A 22,463-nucleotide genomic window follows, 5' to 3' on the forward strand; every position below is an offset into this window, starting at 1 on the left:
ATGAAGCGATTGGCCGGACTTTCCGCACTTGCCTTGATTATCTCCAGCACCAGTGGCTGCGGTTGGATTTGGGGGCCGGAAGGCTACTTCCGTGACCGCGGCAGCGATTACCTGCAAGCGCAACAGACCGCACCGATGCAACTGCCGTCGGATGTCAGCACCTCCAAGCGCCTCGATCCGCTGCTGCCGATTCCGCGCAATGTGGCCGACGACACCGTCAAGGGCGAATACATCGTGCCGCGTCCGCAGCCGTTGGGCTCGGTGGCCGATGCCAGCGACTACACCCTGCAGAAGAGCGGCGATGCGCGTTGGGTCATGGCCCAGCACGCCCCGGCCGAAGTCTGGCCGGTGGCCATGCAGTTCTTCCAGGACAACGGTTTCCGTATTGACGAACAACGTCCGCAAACCGGCGAGTTCACCACCGCCTGGCAGCGTTCCGACGAACTCTCCGCATCCATGGCCAAGCGCCTGGGCAGCGTAGGTTCGGCCGATAACGAAACCCGCGTGCGGGTGCGTATCGAGCCAGGCGTGCAGCGCAATACCAGTGAAGTCTACGTGGTCAGCGCCGAACGTCCTGTCGGCAGCACCTCCAACGTCGATTTCACCAACCGCTCGGTCAACACCAGCCTGGATGCCGCGCTGGTCGACGAAATGCTCGCCAGCATGAGCCGCAGCGCCGAGAAGGGCGGTTCGGTCTCCCTGCTGGCCGCGCGTGATTTCGATACCCCTAGCCGTGTCAGCCTCACCGAAGACGGCAGCGGCAACGTGGTGCTCAACCTCGGCGAAGACCTCGACCGCGCCTGGTCGAGCGTCGGCCGTGCCCTGGAACAGGGCGAGTGGCGCGTTGAAGACATCAACCGCAGCCTGGGCCTGTACTACATCAACCTGGCGGAAAAAGCCGAGAAGAAAAACGACGAGCCGGGCTTCTTCGGCAAGTTGTTCGGCAGCGCACCGGCCAAGGAAGAAATCGAGGCCCGCGCCGAGCGTTATCAGGTTCGCCTGAGTAAGGTGGGCGACAACGTCCAGGTCACCGTCGAGAAAGACATCAACACCGTTGCTCCGCCTGAAGTGGCGCGCAAGGTCTTGACTGTGATTCAGGACAACCTGGGCTGATCCGATGCGTTTCGCCGTTCTCGGCAGTGGCAGTCAAGGGAATGGCACGCTGATAGCCAGTGACGACACCTACGTCCTGGTGGATTGTGGTTTCTCCTTGCGCGAAACCGAGCGGCGCCTGCTGCGCCTGGGGGTAGCCCCCGCGCAGCTGAGCGCGATTCTGGTAACCCACGAACATGCCGACCACGTGCATGGCGTGGGTTTACTGTCTCGGCGCTACAATTTACCGGTCTACCTCAGTCGCGGCACGTTGCGCGGGATGCGCAAACCGGTGGACGCTGCGGGTTTTCTCGCCGGGGGCGAGACGCTTCAGGTCGGTGCCTTGAGCATCGACGTGACCCGCGTCGCCCACGATGCGCTGGAGCCTGTGCAGTACGTGTTCAGTGACGGCCGGCGGCGTTTTGGCCTGCTGACCGACCTGGGTTCCTACTGCAACACGGTGATCGACCGCTATCGCGGGCTGGATGCCTTGATGATCGAGGCCAATCACTGCCGCGACATGCTGGCCCGAGGTTACTACCCGTATTTCCTCAAGCAGCGGGTCGGTGGGGAAATGGGACATTTGAACAACCATCAGGCCGCAAGCCTGGTGGCCGAGTTGGGCTGGCAGGACCTGCAGCATCTGGTACTGGCCCATCTCAGCAGCAAGAACAACCTGCCGCAGCTGGCCCGGCAATGTTTTGTCGACACCCTCGGGTGCGACCCGGACTGGCTGCAACTGGCCGATCAAGATTCAGGGCTCGACTGGCGCCACATCGCCTAGCCCACCTACTTAGCAAGCGGAGCCCATCATGGAAAAACGTGAAGAACTCTACCGTGGCAAAGCCAAATCGGTTTACAAGACCGACGACGCCGACCGCCTGGTCCTGCTGTTTCGCAACGACACCTCGGCGTTCGACGGCAAGCGTATCGAGCAACTCGATCGCAAAGGCATGGTGAACAACAAGTTCAACGCCTTCATCATGCAGAAGCTCGAAGAGGCCGGCGTGCCGACTCAGTTCGACAAGCTGCTGGGCGACAACGAGTGCCTGGTGAAGAAGCTGGACATGATCCCGGTCGAATGCGTCGTGCGTAACTACGCCGCCGGCAGCCTGGTCAAGCGCCTGGGTGTGGAAGAGGGCCTGAAGCTCAATCCATACACCTTCGAACTGTTCCTGAAGGACGACGCCAAGGGCGACCCGTTCATCAACGAATCCCACGTCGTGGCCTTTGGCTGGGGCACCGCCGAGCAACTGGCGCGCATGAAAGAACTGTCGCTCAAGGTCAACGAAGTCCTGAGCAAGCTGTTCGACGACGCTGGCCTGCTGCTGGTGGACTTCAAGCTGGAGTTCGGTGTGTTCAGCGACGGCTCCATCGTCCTGGGTGACGAATTCAGCCCGGACGGTTGCCGCCTCTGGGACAAGGACACCAAGAAGAAGATGGACAAGGACCGCTTCCGTCAGGGCCTCGGTGATGTGATCGAAGCCTACGAAGAAGTCGCAAAGCGTCTGGGCGTACCGCTGTAATCGACGCAACCGACTGATAGCACGGAAAAAATTTGCCCGAGGGGCTTCGCTTCGGGCAAAGGTGCTGTTATGATGCGCGCCGTTGGAGAGATGCCAGAGTGGCCGAATGGGACGGATTCGAAATCCGTTGTACCTTCGCGGGTACCTAGGGTTCGAATCCCTATCTCTCCGCCATTATTGAAGTAGCCGAAGCCCCTGAAAACGTTAAAGTTTTCAGGGGCTTCGTCGTTTCTGGCTGTTTTTATTCCCCCCGCTTGTTCCCCCATTTGGATTTCGAAAAGCTGACTGCGGGGCCACTCGATTCACATCGAGCATACTGACCCTCCCAGTCAACTCCAGCCCAATGCATCACGCCGTCAGCGTATGGTCGGCCTCCCCGAACCAGGTGCGTACCAGATCGGGGCTGGGCGTGCCAGTGTGGTCAAGCACCGCCACATCGACGAAGTGCTTGCCATTGTTGGCGCCATCGGGATCCACCTGCACCGTGATGTCGCTGCCGGACTGCGCCAGTTGGACAAAGTCGGCTACCTGGCTGGTGCCGCTGACGAAGTTGGCGTTGAGCAGCGTGGAGAGGTCGACGGTGTCACCTTCGGCAAAGTTGTAGTCGAGGATATGGTCGCCGCCTTCATGCGCGTTGAGGTAGGCGAACACGTCGGCTCCCGCGCCGCCGCTGAGTGTGTCCTCGCCGCCACGACCCACGATGATGTCGTTGCCGTCGCCGCCACTGAGCGTGTCCGCGAGCATGCTGCCCACCAGTGTGCCGCTGGATTCGCCGTGGTAACTGACTTGGGTGCCGGCTTCGCCGCCGTCGGTGACCTGGAAGTCTTCCGCCGAGTAGTGCCCCAGCAGGTTCACCTCGGCTCGATGTGCGCCGTCGTCCACCATCAGCAGGCCACCGGCGCCAGAGGCGTTGGCGGTGTAGCTGAGCTGGGTGTTGGCGCCAAAAGCGAGATCGCCGAACGTCAGCAAGTCATCGCTCTCGAGGCCGAGGATACCGACCAGCGAGCCCGCTGCTTCAGCCTGGGCGATCACCAGCGAGCCCGCACCTTCGCCGTGAAAGGCTACGGAGGTGTGTGCGGCGCCAGCGAAGGTCAGGCTGGCATTGCCGTCGATGGTTGCGCTGCCATTGCCGGTCACGTCGGCCAGCAGGTGCAGGTCACCACCGTTGGCCCACAGATGGCCGGTGTTTTCGACCGTGCTCGCCACCGTCATGCCGCCTGTGCCTGTGGACTCCAGCACACCACTGTTGGTGATGGTGTGGGTGCCGGTGTCGAGCACCAGGCTGTTCAAGCCGCTGGCGAGGATCAGCCCCGCATTGGCCAGTATCATTTGCCCGGCGCCCAACTGGCCGGCGCCGGAAATGCGGTTGTCGACATTGGTCAGCACGGTGTCGGCGCTACCGCCGAAAATCACGTTTTGCGCGTTGTCGGATAGCAGCACCTGGCCGCCACCGGTCAAGGTCGCGCCACGGAACAGAATCTCAAGACGGGTCTCGTTGCCAGCGGAGCCGAGTTCGATGGTGCCGCTATTATCGAGGCTGCCACCGAACGGCATGATCGCGCCGTCGGCAATGGTGAGGGTGCCGGTGTTGCTGGTAAGCGGGTCCCTATCGAACTGGAAGTTCGCTTCGCTCAGGTCCGCTGCATCGACACCTCTCAAGGTGACCGTCTGGCCGGAGCCGATGCTGACCAGGGCATTGCCGTTTACGTCGTTGCTGATGCTCAAGTCAGCGAAGGTGGTGACGCCTGTGAAGCCGATCAAGTCGATCTTGTCCGCCATGACGTCGAAATTGTAGATCTGGTTGTTACCGATTGGCTGGGCGAAGACGAACGTGTCGGCACCGGACGAACCGGTCAGGTTGTCATCAGCGGACAAGGCAAAGATCGGCGAGCCTGGGGCATAGACTTCGACGTTGTTGAACACGTAGGCGCTTGCGGTGCTGCCGTCACTGTTGCTCCAGTACATGTTGACATCAAGTACCAACGCACCTGCGAAGTCGCTTGGGGTTGTCACGGTCAAGGCGCCGGGATCGTTGGTCTGCACGGTCCAGGTGCCGTCGCCGTTGTCGGTTCCAGCATTGAACACCCACCCCGAAGGAATGCCACTGATGGCCACCGTTACGGGGCCGTTAATCTCGGCCAGTGGAATGTCGAGGGCCAGATTGATGGGTTCGCCGGCAACGCCTGCCGGAAGGTTTGCACTGCTCCCGGCAGCCCCGGGATTACCCGCCAGGTCGGTGTAGCTGTTCGCGGCAACGTCGACTTTTATGCTACCGCCCAGCGTTCTGGTCAGCGTCGCGGTGTAGGTATCGCCATCGACCTGGGTAAAGTTACTGAAGGTTCCGCGGGGCGCTCCGCTCGTCGTAGTCACCGAGACATCCGAGAGGTTGAAACCGCTCACTGTCTCACTGAACTGGAATGTGACCGTCGACGTCGAGCCGATCGAACTGCCTAAGGCTGTCCCCGTCACCGTCACCGTTGGCGGCACACTGTCGACTGGCGTCTCGACGACGTTCTGCACATTCACCGTAATGGTCTGCGTATCGGTTCCGCCATTGCCGTCGGCCACCTGAACGTCCACGACGTAGGCATTGTCGCCGTCGGTGCCGCCGACATCCTGGGCATTCTCGTAATCGGGCGCCGAATTGAACGTCAGCACTCCGCTGGAACTGATCGAGAATTTGCCGAAGTCCGTCCCGGCCGTATTCAGGATCGAGTAGCTCAGCGTCTGCGCTGGTAGATCGGCATCGGTCGCCACCACTGTTGTGACCGCCGCAGTGTTCTCCGCCACGTTGACCGAAGCCGTCGCACCACCGCCGTTGGAGGTGATCACCGGGCTGTTGTCGTTGACGCCCGTCACGGTTACCGCGATCGCCTGGTCGTCAAACAGCGTGCCGTCCGACGCCCGCACAATCACGTCATAGACATTGTTCGTTCCCGAATCCGCCGGCGCTTCAAAGTTGGGTGCAGAGATAAAGCTCAGTGCGCCTGTGCCTGAAACGATCGAGAACTTCGCGGCATCCGCTCCGCCGACGATGCTGTAGCTCAGTGTTTGTGCGGGTAGATCAACATCGGTTGCCGCCACTGTCGTGACTGCCGTGCCGTTCTCCGCCACGTTGGCCGAAGCTGTCGCACCCCCACCGTTGGAGGTGATAGTCGGCAAATCATTGCTGCCGGCGATATGCACGGTGACCGAAGAGAGGGTGCCATCGGCACTGCTCACCGCGAAGGTATCGGTGTAGGTGATGCCGGCGGCGAACTCGTTGTGGGCGGTATCGGCGACGTAGGTCCAGGCACCGCCGGTGCCGATGGAGAATTGGCCATAGTTGCCGGCGGTGTTGGTTTGCGCGACGAAGGTCGCGGCGCTGTCGACGTCGCTGATGGTCAGGGTGCCGGCGGTGGAAATGTCAGTGGCGGCATTGGTCTCGGTGAGATTGGCGATGTCGGCGGACAGCACGGCGGCATCGTTGGTGCCGAGGATATGCACCGTGACCGAAGTCAGGGTGCCATCGGCACTGCTTACCGCGAAGGTGTCGGTGTAGGTGGTGCCGGCGGCGAACTCGTTGTGGGCGGAGTCGGCGGCGTAGGTCCAGGCACCGCCGGTGCCGATGGAGAATTGGCCGTAGCTGCCGACGGTGTTGGTCTGGGCGACGAAGGTCGCGGCGCTGTCGACGTCGCTGATGGTCAGGGTGCCGGTGGTGGAGATGTCGACGGCGGCATTGGTCTCGGTGAGGTTGGCGATGTCGGCGGACAGCACGGCGGCATCGTTGGTGCCGAGGATATGCACCGTGACCGAAGTGAGGGTGCCGTCGGCACTGCTTACCGCGAAGGTGTCGGTGTAGGTGGTACCTGCGGCGAACTCGTTGTGGGCGGTATCGGCGACGTAGGTCCAGGCACCGCCGGTGCCGATGGAGAATTGGCCGTAGTTGCCGGCAGTGTCGATTTGCGCCTGGAAGCTTTCCGGGCTGTCGATATCGCTGACGGTCAGGCTGCCGCCGGTGGTCAGCGGAGCATTGGTTTCGCTCAGCGTGACGCTGGCCGAGGAAAGCACGGCAGCGTCATTGGTACCGGTGACAGTGACAGTCACCAGTTGGGTATCCACGCCGCCGAGGCCATCACTGACCTGCACACTGAACACTTCGTCATGACTTTCGCCGGCCTTCAGCGACTGCACGGCACTGGCAACACCATCGGTGCCGTTGGCCAGGGTGTAGGTCCACTGGCCGCTGTTGTCCACGGCGATCGAGCCATAGCTGCCGGTATTTGTTCCGACGATGCTCCAGGTGGCCGTGGCATCGTGGTCGATGTCGGCCGAGCTGAACTGACCACTGACGCTGAGGGTGGTGTCTTCCTTCACGGCGCCGGCATTGTTGCCGGTGGCGAAGCTGAGTACCGGCGCGTCATTGCTGCCGGTAATGGTGATGCTGACCGTCTGCGTCGCCGAAGCCGCGTTAGCCGCGCCGCTGTCATCGGTGGCGACCACCGTGTACGAGAAGGTGATGGTTTCACCGGCGCCGAGGAAATCGAGGTTCTGGCTGCTGCTGTAGTCCCAGCTGTTCTGATCGACCGAGAAGCCGGCGACCAGTGCCGAAGCCACGCCCGCATTGAGTGTGCCACCGCTCCAGGCGATGTCACCGTTGGCGGTGTGCGACACAGTCACCACGTCGATGTTGTCCAGGTCGGCAAAGCTCAGGGCGTCGCTGTCGCTCAGTGTGGCAGTGCCATCACCTTCATTCATCGCTCCGGTGGTGTCGGCAATCGTCAGGGTTGGTTGGTCGTTGGTGCCGGTGAGGGTGATGGTCACGGTCTGTGTTGCCGATGCAGCGTTAGCCGTGCCGCTGTCATCGGTGGCAACCACCGTGTACGAGAAGGTGATGGTTTCACCGGCGCCGAGGAAGTCGAGGTTCTGGCTGCTGCTGTAGTCCCAACTGTTCTGATCGACCGAAAAACCGGCGACCAGTACCGAAGCCACGCTCGCATTGAGTATGCCGCCACTCCAGGCGATGTCGCCGTTGGCAGTGTGCGACACCGTCACCGTGTCGGTATTGTCCACATCGGCAAAGTTCAGGGCGCCGCTGTCGCTCAGTGTGGCAGTGCCATCACCTTCGTTCATCGTTCCGGTGGTGTCGGCAATGGTCAGGGTTGGTTGGTCGTTGCTGCCGGTGACGGTGACGGTCACCAGTTGGGTGTCGACGCCGCCTAGGCCATCGCTGACCTGCACGCTGAACACCTCGTTGTGACTTTCGCCCACCTTCAGCGACTGCACTGCACTGGCAACGCCATCGGTGCCGTTGGCCAGGGTGTAAGTCCACTGGCCGGTGCCGTCCACGGTAATCGAGCCGTAGGTGCCGGTGTTTGACCCGGCAATGCTCCAGGTGGCCGTGGCTGCGTGGTCGATATCGGTCGAGCTGAACTGGCCGCTGACGCTAAGGGTGGTGTCTTCCTTCACTGTGCCGACATCGTTGCCAGTGGCGAAATTGAGTACCGGCGCGTCGTTGCTCCCGGTGACGGTAATGGTTACCAGTTGGGTATCCACGCCGCCCAGGCCATCGCTGACCTGCACGCTGAACACCTCATCATGACTCTCGCCCGCCTTCAGCGACTGCACGGCACTGGCAACGCCATCGGTGCCGTTGGCCAGGGTGTAGGTCCACTGGCCGGTGCCGTCCACGGTAATCGAGCCGTAGGTGCCGGTGTTTGACCCGGCAATGCTCCAGGTGGCCGTGGCAGCGTGATCGATATCAGCCGAGCTGAACTGGCCGCTGACGCTGAGGGTAGTGTCTTCCTGCACGGCGCCGAGATCATTGCCCGTTGCGAAACTGAGCACCGGGGCGTCGTTACTGCCGGTAATGGTGATGCTGACGGTCTGCGTCGCCGAGGTCGCGTTTGCCGCGCCGCTGTCATCGGTGGCGACGACCGTGTACGAGAAGGTGATGGTTTCACCCGCGCCGAGGAAGTCGAGGTTCTGGTTGCTGCTGTAGTCCCAGCTGTTCTGATCGACCGAGAAGCCGGCCACCAGCGCCGAAGCCACGCCCGCGTTGAGCGTGCCACCACTCCAGGCGATGTTGCCGTTGGCGGTGTGCGACACCGTCACCGCGTCGATGTTGTCCAGGTCGGCAAAGCTCAGGGCGCCGCTGTCGCTCAGTGTGGCCGCAGCGTTGCCTTCGCTCATGGCGCCGGCAGTGTCGGCAATCGTCAGCGTCGGCCGGTCGTTGGTGCCGGTGATCGTAATGGTCACGGTTTGCACCGCGCCGTCGCCGATCGCCACGTCATAGGTCTGGGTGAGGGTCTGGCCTTCACCCAGGAACTGCAGGGCGGCGTTGTCTACCGCGAAGTGCCAGCCCAGCGAGCCGCTGCCCGTGCCGGTGCTGTCGTTCAGCGGGTCTGTAGTGAAGCTGCCCAGGTAGCCCGAAGCACCCGGCGTGACGGTAACGCTGTGGGTGTCGATCAGGTCGGCGTCGGTAAAGGTGATGTTGCCGCTGGCAGCGTAGTCGCCGCTGTCTTCCTTGGCCTCTCCGGCCTGCACGCCGCTGGTGATTTGCACCTGGTCGTTGGTGCCGGTGATGGTGATGATCACATTCTGCGTTGTCGACGAGCCATGCCCGTCACTGATGGTGACCACATAAGTTTCGCTGGCCGTCTGCCCCTGGGCCAGGGACTGGGCTGCCGCGTTATTCAAGGTATAAGTCCAGTTGACGGTGCCGTTGGCCGCGTTGGCGGCTTCAGTCACCGAAGCGAGGACGAAGTTGCCCAGCGCTGTGGCATTGCCTGGCGCCGCCACGAAAGAGGCGGTATGCGTGTCGCTCAGATCGACATCGTTAAACGCAATCGTGCCCGTCGCGCTGTGCGAGTCGGTCGGGCTAGGTGTCGTGGCCGCATCTTCGGTTACGGTACCGGCCTGGGCGCCAAGGCTCATCGTCACGCTGTCATTCGCACCTGCAAATTGCACCTGCGCAGTGGCCCAACTGAGCGTGCCATTGCCGAGACGAATCGCATACGTAAAGCTGTCTGTCAGGGATGCTCCGGCAGCAAGCGCCTGAAGTTGCGCCTTGAAAGCAGTCGATAAAGTCGCGGCGTCGTAGCCGACTTTTCCATCGGACGTAATCCAGATTTTTGCACCATTGAAGCTGGTGTCAGAACTCGTCGCCTCGACTCTGCCCGTGTCCTGGACCAGGAGATCGGCCGGAGCATAAACCTTGGTGGCAGTAGAAAGGCTGGTTGCGTTATCGAGTGACCAGAGTGTCTTTGCATTGCCGCCCAGGTCATTGGACATGACGTCCAGATACACGACTCCCAGCAGGTCTTCAGTGATGCTTGCGCTGCTCGTGCCAATGACGCCGGTAGTGAAAATGTCGTCCTGCGCCTGCGGTGTATTGGAAAACGAGGTTGTGGTGCCGCCGCTGGTCGTTGTGGTGGTAGCCATGTCTTTCTCCCGAAAATGCTTTTTTTAGAATTGCCAGGTCCTGTTGACAGGACGAAGTCCCGTGCTTGTACCGCTCAGGGTGTCAAGGAGCGGTGCGAGCTGATCCCGGACATCGTCGGCCGCCTGGGCCTGCCGGAAGAGGGACGCAGATGGCGTGCTGGTGAAGAAGTTCGCCGTGCTTGAGAAGCGAATCGCAGGCGCGGTTGGGCGAACATGGGCCCAAGCCCGGGGCTGCGCTGCGCATGGTGCGCAATAGCCTGAGAGCACCCATATGAAAGGGACTCCTGAAGTAATGGCTGGATGAAGCCGTGTCTTGGGGTCGTTCTGATTCAGGGATACGGCCTTTCCTGATATCAGTTTGATAGTTGTTTAGTTGTGGGGTCAGGCCTTGTAAAGGTGTTAACCGGGAGTAACAGTACGAAGTGCCAATATTCCGACAGGCGGATGTTTTGGTGTCAATATTATGTCGATGTGTTTTTGGCGAAATGCTCGCAAGCACCCGGCACTGATGCGGCTCAATGAGCTGAAACCCTTATGTGGCAAGGGCTGGCTGCGTCTGCCAGTGCTGGGCAGCGGCAAACTGCAGTGTCAGTTATTAAAAAAACTCCAGAGCATTTTTCTGTCGGGATTTTTCAGGCTGTCCGGATTTCGATGCCTGGGGCGTGGCGCCCCTGAACAAAGTTGCCTGTCCCGCGCTTTGAGAAATGTCTGATATTCGCTTCAAGGAGTTTTGCCTAGCCTGACCCGTATTCGGTGAATGCACCGTGGCATATTCAGGTGAGGCAGGGAGGCGGATATGAATAGGCTGGATGTACAGGCCGGTGCAACGCCGGAGGCGGCAGATTTCAACGCGGGCGTGAGCGCGGATGACGAGGTGCTTCAGGCTATCCGGGTCGGTTCCGCCGTGTCGTTGCTAGAGGTGCTTGGCAGGCTCATGGACCTTGCTGGCGACAATGAACAAATCGCACGACGGCTCATAGACGACGTAAGGACCTACCAGATCAAAGACCTCGAGTTGTTGCGGGCGTACTGCGCACAAAACGATCGGCAGGCCATTGCCAGGCTGTGCCACAAGATGGCGGGTGCAGCTTGTGTGTTGAAGTACCAGCCGCTGATTTCCAGCTGCCAGCAGTTGAGGGACGTCAGTCTCGCGGGGAGTTGGCCGGTGCTGTTGGAAAGGGTGCAGTTGGTCGAGCAGGCGTTGCTCAACCTCAAGGACATCTGTCTTGTAGCCATACAGGATGATGGGCCAATCAATCTGAGAGAACTGCCTCGTGAGCGCTGATTCCTCTGCTGCTCTAAGGGAGTAGTACTCGATGTCCCGTCGCAAAACCGATAAGACGCCGATTCTGAAACGGACAGATGTCCATGCGCTGCTGGGTTTCGCAAGAGGCCTATATGATTCCTTTCTGCCTGGCTATTTCAATCAGGGACAGAAGGTTGGTGGTGTTGAATTTCTTCAAGAGTCTTACTTTGTAAGTGCTGACTGTTTTATGACTGATAAGCAGAGTCGCTGCAATCTCCCTATTGTTAAGACCCTGTGCCAATAACCTTAATGTGGTGATTTCCCTGTTGGTCAGCTGGGAAGCGGCAATACTTTGCATCTGGTTGGTGTGAATGCTTTCCTGCAACAGGAGCAGAGAACTTTCAGGGAAATAGGTATGCCCCGATAACAGTGCCTTTACTGCATCTCCGACCTCATCCAGCGCTTCGTCCTTGCAAATGAAACCTGCTGCGCCTCCATGCAAACAACGTACGGCAAAATTCTTTGAGTCACTGGAAGTCAATATCAGCGTTTTTACCAGGAAGTTATTTGCCTTGAAGTGAGTGAGTACCGATAACCCGTCCAGTTGCGGTAGATCGAGGTCAAGTATCACCAGGTCCGGTTTATGTATGCGAACGACTTGAATGGCATCGACGCCATTGTCTGCCTCGGCGGCGATATTGTGACCATTACGCTCAAGAATGACTTTCAATGCGACTCTGACCAGGGGGTGGTCGTCGACTATTACTATGGATCCCATAGTGTGCTCTCTCTATATTGATTATGCGTGTAGGTTTTATATTTTTACTCTCTATATTCAATTCTTCTCATTGAGGTTGGGCCTTTTGTCGGCGCTCACTGCGCAGGCCGGCGGGGTAGACTCCTTTCATTTTTATTGATTAGTTTAGTTAGCCTGACTCAGGCTACTGTGATGCGAGCACTTGGCAGAGTTCAGCTGAACGCAATGCGTTGAAGAAGTACACAGTCTTGCCTCATAAGTAAAGACGAAATCAATGGGCGGTTTATTAAGATATTTCTGATGGGTGCTTCGGCCGTCTCTCAATTCAAATTCGAAGGTTGATCGGTAAGCTACGGCTTCCTTTGGGCGTCCTTCATGGGCTGCCAAGGGGGCTTGCTATTGTTGTCGACCAATCGACTTAGACTTTGAATGAGAGAGGCTAGGGCTGCTATGGCTGGCGTGATTTGGTCATGGCTGAACCGGGAGGACGATCAAATAGATTGCACTTCTTTTGCCGATCAACGTGAACAAGGAAATCACATGAAACGAACATCTTTACTATCCCTGGCAACTTCCAGCTTGATGCTTGCCGCACTTGTTCCTTCGTTATCTCATGCCACTGATGGCGTGGTTAACTTCTCTGGCAGCATCACTGACGTGACTTGCAATATCAACGGCAAGGCCCCGGGTGAAGACAACGTCACCAACGTGGAACTGGGGCGCATCTCTCCTTCGATCTTCAAGGCCATTGGCGATGCTTCTCCGTTCAAGGGCTTCCAATTGGTGCTGTCCGGCGCGGATTGTTCCAATGGAACCAAGGTCGTCGTTGATTTTGACCAGGTGGGCAACGTCGACGCGGCGACCGGAAACCTCAAGCTGATCGGCGCCGCGCCTGCTACCGGCGTGCAGATTCAGGTGTACAACGACAATGTCGCTGCTGGCACGAAAGTCCCACTCGGTATGTCGGAGGCCACGCCACAGGTCGCCACCGTTGCAGGCAACACGGCAACCCTGAAGTTCAAGGCGAACTATGTCGCGACCGCTGCTAGCGTTGGCGCGGGTTCGGGTAACTCCTTCGTTCGATACACCCTGTCGTATAAGTAAAGGCCAGCGCCCGAGGAGTGGGTCATGACGCCGAAAGCGCGTATTTTTTCTTCTTTCGTTCTCGGCGTCATGTTCTTGGGCGTATGTTCTGGAATCGTGCAGGCGTCGGTAGTCATCCAGGGCACTCGGCTGGTTTATCCGTCGGATGCTCGTGAAGTTACTATAAAAATGAACAATACCGGTGCCTCTGCTGCATTGGCCCAAAGTTGGATTGATGATGGCGATTCAACTAAAGGCCCCGAGGAAATAAAGGTTCCATTTTTGCTGTCCCCTGCGGTGATCCGTCTGGATCCGGGTAGTTCGGCTTCACTGCGTGTTTCCTATACGGGTGAAAAACTTGCAGAAGATCGGGAGTCCTTGTTCTGGCTCAATGTGCTGGAAACGCCTCCGCGCAAGGAAGTCGATGAAAATGTCTTGCAATTTACGTTCAGAACTAGAATCAAAGTGTTCTTTAGACCCAAGAACTTGAAGTCGGATGTGGACTTGGTGGCGAACAAGCTTGATTGGCAATTCAAGCAAGCCAGTCCTTCGGATGGAAAAGGCAAAGTCGGGCATCGCCTGGGGATTCAGGTAAGCAATCCGACGGCGTATTACGTTTCTTTCGGCAAGGTCGAAGTTGCTCTGGATGGGCGACGGATTGCAGTTAAAGATGAAATGATCGCGCCTTTCAGTAGTGGTTTTTTTTCATTGCCCGAACAGGCTCCTCAGGCTTATCGAAAAGCCTCTGTTCATTACGAGGTCATTAATGACTTCGGTGGGCGGCGCGTACTTGAAAAACCGTTGTCCCTGTAACTTTTCTCACCCTGCAGTTCTGTCATTTCTATGACCTGGCTGCATGCCGGTATCGAATATGTTGAACGTCCAGCGTAGTTATCTGGTTGTTTTTGCTTGTGCGTTAGTTTCGTACGGTTTGAGCTCAGGTCGGTTTTTTCTATGTCTTGTTTCTACGGCGGCTATTGTCATGACGACTGAAACATGGGCTGAAACTTCCACTGCCGAGCCCGCGGGGCAGGGCGTGGTATTCGATTCGCAGATGTTGTTTCAGACCGAAGGTGCCCCCATCGATACCAGCCGCTTTGAGCGCCAGGGCTTTCTCATTCCGGGCAATTACCGTATCGACCTGCTGGTAAATGGTCAGTGGCGTGCCACGCAGAACATCGAGTTTCGCGACACGCATGGGCCGCAAGGCGGCCAGCCTTGTTATGAGCGTTCGTTGCTGGTCCGCGCTGGTATCGATCTGGACAAGGCGGCTTCGGCGCAACCTTCCGCAGAAAGCATGCCGGAGGGCACCTATTGCGCCGACCTGGCTCGCTACATTCCGGGTCTCACCACGAAAATCGATCTCAAGGAGCTGACGATCGATCTTTCGGTCCCACAATATTTCCTGCAGAAGAACCTGTCGAAAACCTACGTCGATCCGGCCAATTGGGATCATGGCGTTTCCGCGGGGCTACTCAACTACAACACTAACCTGTTCAGCGTGCAAAACAGCGGCCGCACCATGACCAATGGTTATGCCGGGCTGAACATGGGGGTCAATGCCGGCTCGGTGCGCTTGCGGCATAACGGCACCCTGACCTGGTCGCCGCAAACGGGTGGCCATTATCAGCGCGGGCAAGTTTATGCCCAGACCGAACTGCCGGCCTGGCGCTCGCAGCTGCTGGTGGGAGAGAGCGCCACCGATGCGGATCTGTTCGACTCGGTGTCGTTCCGTGGTGTGCAGTTGTCCAGTGACGATCGGATGCTTCCTGACACTGATCGTTATTACGCACCTGTGGTGCGCGGTACAGCCAGTTCGAACGCCAAGGTGTCGGTCTATCAGCGCGGTTATCTGATCTCCGAAACCTCGGTGGCGCCAGGGCCATTCGAGATCAGCAATCTGCAGGCCGCCAGCTTCGGTGGCGACCTGAGCGTCACCGTGACCGAGGCTAACGGGAAGAGCAGCAGCTTCATCGTGCCCTTTGCCACGACTGTTCAGTTACTGCGTCCTGGAAACTCCCGATATGGCTTCACCGCCGGCCAGATCATCGATCCTGGACTGCGTGGCAATAACCAGTATGTGCTGCAAGGGACAGCCCAGCACGGTCTGGATAACGACATTACCGGGTACATCGGCAGTGCTGTCACGGGCAGTTATATGTCGGTGCTGATGGGGAGTGCGCTCAATACCGATGTGGGGGGCTTTGCTTTCGATGTGACCCAGGCCAAAACCAACGTGCCCAGAAGGGGCCGTCTGAAGGGGACGAGCCTGCGTCTGTCCTATAGCAAGAACCTGCCCAATAGCGGTACCAACTTCTCGTTACTGGCTTATCGCTACTCGACCCGTGGTTATTTGGGACTGCATGACGCGGTCGCGTTGCAGGACTTCGTCGAGAGCGGCGAACGGGTGGAAGCCTTCTCCCGAATGCGTGACCGGCTGGATGTGAATATCAGTCAGCAGTTGAAGGCCACTGGCGGGCATTTCTATGCCAGTGGTTCGGCGCTCAATTATTGGAACAGACAAGGCAAGGCCCTGAGCTTTTCCACGGGTTACAGCAATCAGTGGCGGGGCAATAGCTATTCCTTCGCCGTACAGCGCACGCTGGGTCAGAACCGGTATTCAGGGCGTCGGGCAGTCAGTAGCAATACGACCTTGAGTTTGACCCTTACGATCCCGCTGGGCCGTGAGACCCGGGGCGCAACGGTGCTCAATAACTTCGTCAGTCACGACCAGAGCACCGGAACTCATCTGACCAGCGGCGTTTCCGGGACAGTGGACGACGCGGGCAAAGCATCCTATGCCGTGTCCGTTTCCCGTGATGACAAGCAACGGGAAACCAGCCACAACGCTAGTCTCAATTATTCCTTGCCCCAGGTGGCCTTAAGTTCCAGTTTTTCCCAGGGCAGCGATTACCGCCAGGGCTCCATCGGTGCGTCCGGCGGCATGATCCTGCACCCCGGCGGCCTGACGTTTGCCCAGACCCTGAGCGAGACCAGCGGCCTGGTCTACGCGCCTCATGCCAAGGGCGCAGGTGTCGGCTACAGCGGCGCGCGGGTGAATGGCAGCGGTTACGCGGTGGTGCCCAGCCTCACGCCTTTCCAGCTCAATACCGTGGATATCGACCCGCAAGGCATGCCCGACGACGTCGAGTTGCAGGTCAGTTCGCGCAACACCGCGCCGGTGGCGGGAGCCGTGGTGATGCTGTCTTACCCGACCCGCAAGGCGCGCTCTTTCCTGATCAACAGCCTGCAACCCAATGGCGCGCTCCTGCCGTTTGCCGCGAGCGCGACCGACGCCGAGAGCGGGGTGGAAATGGGCGCGGTCGGACAGGGCAGTCGCCTGGTGCTGCGCAGCGAAAAGGACCAGGGTTCGATCCGCGTCGAATGGGGTGATCAGCCTGGGCAGCAATGCCTGATCGACTACCGCTTGTCCAAACGCGATGCAGCGTCTGCCAAGGCGGCTGAGGCGAAGGGCTATGAGGTGTTCGACCTGCCATGCCGACCGCTGCCTCCCGACACTGCCGGCGCGCCCGCTCAGGCGAGGAGCGGCTGATGCGACAGGCAGGCGGCTTGTGCTGCCCCTCGGCCATGGCTCGGCGAATCTGTGAGGGCCTGATGGCGGCCTGGCTGCTGATGTCGCTTTGCGCCGACGTCCAGGCGGCGCTGGCCATTACCGGTACGCGCTTCATCTACCCGGCCAATACCCCGGCGTTGACGGTCAGGGTCGGCAACACCGGCGATGCGCCGATCCTCCTGCAAGCCTGGCTGGACCGGGGGGATACGCGCGCCGACCCGAGTCGTTTGACGGTGCCGTTCGTACTGTCGCCGCCGATTTCACGGCTCGACCCGCAACAGCGCAGCGCCCTGGTGGTGCGTTACACCGGTGAGCCCTTGCCCGGCGATCGCGAGTCGGTGTTCTGGATCAACTTCCTTGAAGTGCCACCGGTGACGACCAGCGACAGCAATGTGCTGCGCCTGGCCTATCGCATGCGCATGAAGCTGCTGTACCGCCCTTCGGGCCTTGCCGGCAAGGCGGACGAGGCAATCGGGCAAGTGGTCTGGAGCCTCGACAAGGCACCCGGAGCGGACGGGCAGATGGCGCTGCAGGCCACCAGCCGGGCGCCTTACTACGTGTCCATCCCGCAGTTGGAACTGGGCAGCGGGGCTCAATCGATCAGTTGGCAGGGGATCACGCTCGAGCCTTTCGGCACGACACGTATCGCCCTGCCCGCAACAAAAAAGGCAGCCGTCGCCAATGCGACGGTCGTTCGTTACCAGGTGGCGATAGACAGCGGGGAGACGCTGAGTGGAAGTGCGCGGTTACAACAGTAGTTTTGCGATGGACAGATTCGCGGCGAGTGCGTCGTCATGCGGTCGCGGTCGAGCGCCCGAGGGTGCGCGACCGGTGGGCATGAGTCTGGGGCGGCGTGGGTCGTGTTTCGTGCTGGCGGCGCTGCTGCCCCTGGCGGTGCCCGATATCGCCCTGGCCTTGCAGGTGCCTAGCGCCGGTCAGGCGATGCGTGACATCGAGTCGGTCCAGCCGGTCCAGCCAGTCCCTTCGGAGCTGGAACTGGATCTGCCCAAGGCCGAGACGCCCGCCGCGCCCGCAGCCCCGGACACCTCCGGGATCCGGGTGCAGGTCCAGGCGTTTGCCATCGAGGGCAACCAGGTTTTCGCCACCGAGCGTCTGCAGCCGCTGCTGGCCGACCTGCAGGGCCAGGAGCTGGACCTGAACGGTTTGCGCGCAGCCGCGCAGCGTATTACCGACTACTACCAGAAGCGGGGTTATGTACTGGCCCGCGCTTTCCTGCCGCCCCAGGACATTGAAAACGGCCTGGTGCGGATCGCCGTGGTGGAGGGGCGTTACGGACGCATCGAAGTGCAGAACCGTTCGCGCGCCCTGGATCAGGTGGTGCATGCGCCGTTGTCGGCGCTGAACAGCGGCGAGGCGGTATACGACGCGGACCTGGAGCGCAGCCTCTTGCTGTTGAGCGACCTGCCCGGGGTCCAGGCTCGCGGCACCTTGCGTCCTGGCCAGGAGTACGGGACCACCGACCTGGTGATCGACGCCGAGCCCGGGCCTCTGCTGAACGGCACCCTGGAGGCGGACAACTTCGGTGGCTACTACACCGGTGAATACCGCCTGGGCGGCAGCCTCAACCTCAACAACCCCTTGCGCCTCGGCGACCAGCTCAGCCTGCGGGCGATGCGCAGCGACGAATCGCAGCGCTATTACCGTGCGGCCTACCAGTTACCGGTCGGGCCCTGGTCGACCCGCATCGGCGGTGCGTACTCGGAAATGAGCTACCGCCTGTACAGGGACTTCGAGGTCCTCGACTACCACGGTACCGCCAGCTTCCGCAGTTTTTTCGTCGCCCAGCCGCTGGTGCGCAGTCGCACCTTCGACCTCACTGCGCAACTGCAATACGAAGACAAACGGCTACGCGACGATATCGACCTGTTCGAATTCAGTAACCGCAAGCGGATCGGCCTGTGGACGCTGAGCCTCAGCGGCAACAGCCAGGACCGTTTTTTCCGGGGAGGCCAGAACTTCTTCGATCTGTCCTACGGCAGCGGCCGGTTGCGTTTTGGCGACCCCGAGGAAGAGGTTCGCGATGGTCGTACCGCGGGCAGCTCGGGCGGGTTCGCCAAGCTCAATCTCAACGCTGCGCGCCTGCAGCGCCTGAGCGACCGTTTCCAGCTCTATACCCGACTGAGTGCGCAATGGGCCAACAGCAACCTGGACAACTCGGAAAAGCTCGGCCTTGGCGGTCCCTACGGTGTGCGTGGCTATCCACTGGGCGCCGGCAGCGGCGACCAGGGCTGGCAGGCCAGTGCCGAACTGCGCTACGCCCTGGCCCCGCGCTGGCAGCTCAGCGCCTTCGCCGACAACGGCACGGTCAAGGTCGATCGCCAACCCTGGACCTCCGAAAACAATACCCGCCGGATCACGGCGACCGGTATCGGTGCCAGCTGGGCGGGGCCTTCGCAGCAAGTCAACCTGACGCTCGCCTGGCCGCTGCATGACAACGGCAAGACCCGGGACAAGCCGGAGCGCCGCCCCCAGGTCTGGATGAACGCGACGCAATATTTCTAGTACCTGCTCGTAGCAGGAGTGGTGTCGTTCTGCAAATGGTTTGCAGAACGTTCTTTAGTGAAGAGGGCGTTACCGTGAACAAAATGTATGCACTGGTTTGGAACCAGGCCCTGGCATGCTGGAATGTGGCTCATGAAGGGGCACGTCGCCGGCGCAAGTCGGGTGCGCGCAAGGGGATGGTCGTGGCGGCTGTCAGCCTGCTGGGAGCGGGCGCCATGTCCTCGGCATTCGCCCTGCCGACGGGGGGAACTGTGGTGCACGGTACGGGCGATATTCTGATCTTCGACAATAACAAGGAAATGTCGATCAACCAGCATACCGACAAGCTGATCACCAACTGGAACGACTTCAGCGTCGCAAAGGGCGAGAGGGTTACCTTCAACCAGCCCGGTAAAAGCTCGGTTGCGCTGAACCGCGTCATCGGAACCAATGCCAGTAACATCCAGGGCCGGATCAATGCCAATGGCCAGGTGTTTCTGGTCAACCCCAACGGCGTAGTGTTCGGCCAGGGCGCCCAGGTCAACGTGGGTGGTCTGGTGGCTTCGACCCGAAGCATCAGCGACGATGACTTCAAGGCCGGCAAATACAATTTCTCGGGCAACTCGTCGGCGGAGATCATCAACAACGGCGACATCATTGCCGACCAGGGCGGCAACGTGGCGCTGCTGGGGACCAACGTTCGCAACGATGGGGTGATCCAGGCGCAAATGGGGCGGGTGGTACTGGGGGCGGGGGACAAGTTCACCGTGAACTTCGACGGCAACAACCTGCTCAACCTGCAAGTCGATGGTGCCGCAGTGGATGCCCTGGTGAAAAACGGTGGCCTGCTCAAGGCTGACGGCGGCCAGGTGCTGATGACCGCCAAGAGTGCCGGCGACATGTTGCGGACCGTGGTCAACAACCAGGGCACCATCGAGGCCAATACCCTGCGTGGCACAGCCGGCAAGATCACCCTCGATGGCGGCGATATGGGCAAGGTGCTGGTGGGCGGGGCGATGACTGCCAGTGCCATCGGCGCCGTGGGTAATGGCGGTGTGATCGAGACCAAAGGCGCGAATACCGAGGTGCAACTGGCGACCCGGGTCAATACCCAGGCCAGCAACGGCCAGACCGGCAGTTGGAAGATCACCTCGCGCGAGGTCAAGGTCAATCCGACAGCGGCATCGGGCAGCGACACCGCCTACGCCGATACCTTGTCGAACAACCTGGCGACCACCAATATCGAACTGGCCAGCAGTGCCGGCGATGTGGTGGTGGGTGGTCCCGTCACCTGGAACAGTGGCAATCAGCTGAAGCTGTCTTCCAAGCGCGACATCGAGGTCAATGGCGGACTGGCCAGCACCGGTATCAAGGCCCGGGTCGAGATGAATGCCGATAAAGCCATCCGGCTCAACGGCAACGTGACCCTCAGTGGGGCCAATGCCAGCCTCGGGATGAACCATGGCAGCGGCTATGCCCTGGGGCAGGACGCGAAGGTCACTCTGTCCGGTACCGGGGCCTCGTTCGATTCGAACGGCGCGCTTTACGATGTCATTCAAAACACCGCCCAGTTGCAGGCGGTCAATAACAACCTCAATGGCTTGTATGTCCTGGGGACCGACATCAAGGGGTACGGCAACTTCAAGTCCATTGGTGGCAATGGCACCTTCTCTGGCGTCTTCGATGGCCTGGGCAATACCGTCAGCGGTTTCACGGTGACCAATACCGGGCCTATGGTTGGTCTGTTCGCCGGCAACTCGGGCAGTATCAGTAACCTGAAATTGGCCAACATGACCGTCAATGGCACTACCTCCGGAGTGGGCTTCAGCTATATCGGCGGCCTGGTGGGGGTGAACACCGGGACCCTGACCAACGTCAGCGCCACTGGCCTGCGCGTCAACGCCAACGCCTCGAACACCAACGTCGTGGGTGGTTTGGTCGGGCTCAATGCTGGCGGTGCGATCGATCGCGCATCGGTGGGGGGCAACTCCTACGTGAATGGCAACAGCTATACCACGTCGGTGGGTGGCCTGGTCGGTGAAAACGTTTCAGGGGGTGCGGGTTCCGCGAGCATTACCAACAGTTTGGCGAATGTCGCCATCGGCGGGTACCTGGCGCGCAACTTCGCTGGTGGTGCGGGCGGCCTGGTCGGTACCAACAGGGGCGGTTATATCGCCGACTCTTCCAGCAGCGGTTCAGTCGGTAACTACTCGTACAGTTATGTGGGCACGAATATAGGCGGGCTGATCGGTTACAACCAGGCAGGCACGGTCGAGCGGTCCAGCTCCTCGGCAACGGTGCAGGGTCACAGCGCCAGCAACATTGGCGGCCTGATCGGGTTCAACACCAACAGTGCGGTCAGGGAGTCCAGCTTCAGCGGTAAGGTCAACGGTTACGGCAGTGCCTCGGCAGGCGGGCTGATCGGTTACAACCAGAACAGCACGCTGAACGACGTCAAGACCAGCGGTACGGTCTACGACACTTCGGGCACCAATGTCGGTGGCCTGGTCGGCCAGAACTTCTACGGCAAAATAGACACCGCCGAGGCCTTGGCCAATGTCACCGCGGGCGCCAACAGCAATACCGGCGGGCTGATCGGCAGCAACTACGGCGGTACCGTCAGCCACGTCGTGGCTCGCGGCAAGGTCGTGGCAGGCAGCAACAGCAATGTCGGCGGGCTGATCGGCAACAACGACGGTGACCTGAGTTCGGTCGAAGCCAGTGGTGAAGTCCGGGCCGGGAGCAACAGCTTCGTGGGTGGCCTGGTGGGTACCAACGGTCGCACCCTGGGCTCGACTATCGAAACCGCTACGGCCAAGGGCACTGTCTACGGTGATCGGGACAGTAACATCGGTGGGTTGGTGGGGCAGAACCATGGCCAGATCTCCAACTCCCTGGCCCTGGGCTCGGTGAGCGGCGGTTACTACACCAGGCTCGGCGGCCTGGTGGGGCTGAACATGGGCAAAGTTCGTCAATCGGTGGCCAGTGGCAAGATCAACGCCAATTACCCGAGCTACCAGACTTACGGCGGCCTGGTCGGCGTCAACTATGGCGAGATGAAATACAACTCGGCACTGGGCGAGGCTGCCCAGGTACCGCTTTCCGGCATGAACCTGGGAATCATCCAGTAACCCTCGGCACCACCCGCTGATACCCAGGTATCGCGGGTTCCCGATACGTCATGCCGCGGCATGGCGTATCGGTTTTTCAGGATTCATCACCTCTTTCAGGATGACCCGCGATGCGGGTCTTCCATGAGCA

11 protein-coding genes, 1 tRNA gene and 1 pseudogene are annotated in these 22,463 nt (G+C 60.1%); 11 read left to right on the forward strand and 2 right to left on the reverse strand.

The window, feature by feature from the left end:
- The 4 genes from bamC to CXQ81_RS09620 all read left to right on the forward strand — a co-directional run bounded on the left by bamC (position 1) and on the right by CXQ81_RS09620 (position 2,792).
- Positions 1-1,113: an outer membrane protein assembly factor BamC gene (gene bamC, locus CXQ81_RS09605; protein WP_007930240.1), complete on the forward strand. Its 1,113-nt coding sequence runs from the start codon at positions 1-3 to the stop codon at positions 1,111-1,113.
- 4 nt (positions 1,114-1,117) lie between these two features.
- Complete coding sequence (locus CXQ81_RS09610) at positions 1,118-1,876, forward strand: MBL fold metallo-hydrolase (RefSeq protein WP_053259949.1); 759 nt, start codon at positions 1,118-1,120, stop codon at positions 1,874-1,876.
- Positions 1,877-1,904: 28 nt separating this feature from the next.
- Positions 1,905-2,618 carry a phosphoribosylaminoimidazolesuccinocarboxamide synthase gene (gene purC, locus CXQ81_RS09615; protein ID WP_101337092.1) on the forward strand — a complete coding sequence of 238 codons (714 nt, stop codon included), beginning with the start codon at positions 1,905-1,907 and terminating at the stop codon, positions 2,616-2,618.
- Positions 2,619-2,702: 84 nt separating this feature from the next.
- Positions 2,703-2,792 (forward strand) — tRNA-Ser (locus tag CXQ81_RS09620).
- A 174-nt stretch (positions 2,793-2,966) separates the two neighbouring features.
- Here CXQ81_RS09620 and CXQ81_RS09625 read toward each other — a convergent pair.
- Positions 2,967-10,040 (reverse strand): annotated as a pseudogene (locus CXQ81_RS09625) (VCBS domain-containing protein); the annotation flags it as partial.
- 796 nt (positions 10,041-10,836) lie between these two features.
- Here CXQ81_RS09625 and CXQ81_RS09630 point away from each other — a divergent pair.
- Positions 10,837-11,325 carry an Hpt domain-containing protein gene (locus tag CXQ81_RS09630; protein WP_007928838.1) on the forward strand — a complete coding sequence of 163 codons (489 nt, stop codon included), beginning with the start codon at positions 10,837-10,839 and terminating at the stop codon, positions 11,323-11,325.
- A 109-nt stretch (positions 11,326-11,434) separates the two neighbouring features.
- Here CXQ81_RS09630 and CXQ81_RS09635 read toward each other — a convergent pair whose 3' ends face one another.
- Positions 11,435-12,064: a response regulator transcription factor gene (locus CXQ81_RS09635; RefSeq protein ID WP_007928839.1), complete on the reverse strand. Its 630-nt coding sequence runs from the start codon at positions 12,062-12,064 to the stop codon at positions 11,435-11,437.
- Between the two features lie 519 nt (positions 12,065-12,583).
- Between CXQ81_RS09635 and CXQ81_RS09640 the strand changes: the two genes are divergently transcribed.
- The 6 genes from CXQ81_RS09640 (at position 12,584) to CXQ81_RS09665 (ending at position 22,333) form a co-directional block, all read left to right on the forward strand.
- On the forward strand, positions 12,584-13,147 hold the full coding sequence (locus tag CXQ81_RS09640) for a fimbrial protein (protein WP_007928840.1): 564 nt from the start codon (positions 12,584-12,586) through the stop codon (positions 13,145-13,147).
- A 24-nt stretch (positions 13,148-13,171) separates the two neighbouring features.
- Positions 13,172-13,939 carry a molecular chaperone gene (locus tag CXQ81_RS09645; protein ID WP_101337094.1) on the forward strand — a complete coding sequence of 256 codons (768 nt, stop codon included), beginning with the start codon at positions 13,172-13,174 and terminating at the stop codon, positions 13,937-13,939.
- 169 nt (positions 13,940-14,108) lie between these two features.
- On the forward strand, positions 14,109-16,679 hold the full coding sequence (locus CXQ81_RS09650; protein WP_101337095.1) for a fimbria/pilus outer membrane usher protein: 2,571 nt from the start codon (positions 14,109-14,111) through the stop codon (positions 16,677-16,679).
- The gene (locus CXQ81_RS09655; RefSeq protein ID WP_101337096.1) at positions 16,679-17,458 is read left to right on the forward strand and encodes a molecular chaperone; all 780 of its coding nucleotides are present in this window, start codon (positions 16,679-16,681) and stop codon (positions 17,456-17,458) included. The genes CXQ81_RS09650 and CXQ81_RS09655 overlap by 1 nt, the downstream gene beginning before the upstream one ends.
- Before the next feature lie 79 nt (positions 17,459-17,537).
- Entirely contained in the window at positions 17,538-19,223 is a 1,686-nt protein-coding gene (locus CXQ81_RS09660) for a ShlB/FhaC/HecB family hemolysin secretion/activation protein (protein WP_101337097.1), read from the forward strand.
- A gap of 74 nt (positions 19,224-19,297) precedes the next feature.
- Positions 19,298-22,333, forward strand: coding sequence for a GLUG motif-containing protein (locus CXQ81_RS09665; protein WP_101337098.1), 3,036 nt, complete (start codon positions 19,298-19,300; stop codon positions 22,331-22,333).
- The last annotated feature ends 130 nt before the right edge of the window (positions 22,334-22,463 follow it).

Source organism: Pseudomonas sp. 09C 129 (assembly GCF_002843625.1).
Classification (GTDB): Bacteria; Pseudomonadota; Gammaproteobacteria; order Pseudomonadales; family Pseudomonadaceae; genus Aquipseudomonas; species Aquipseudomonas chlororaphis.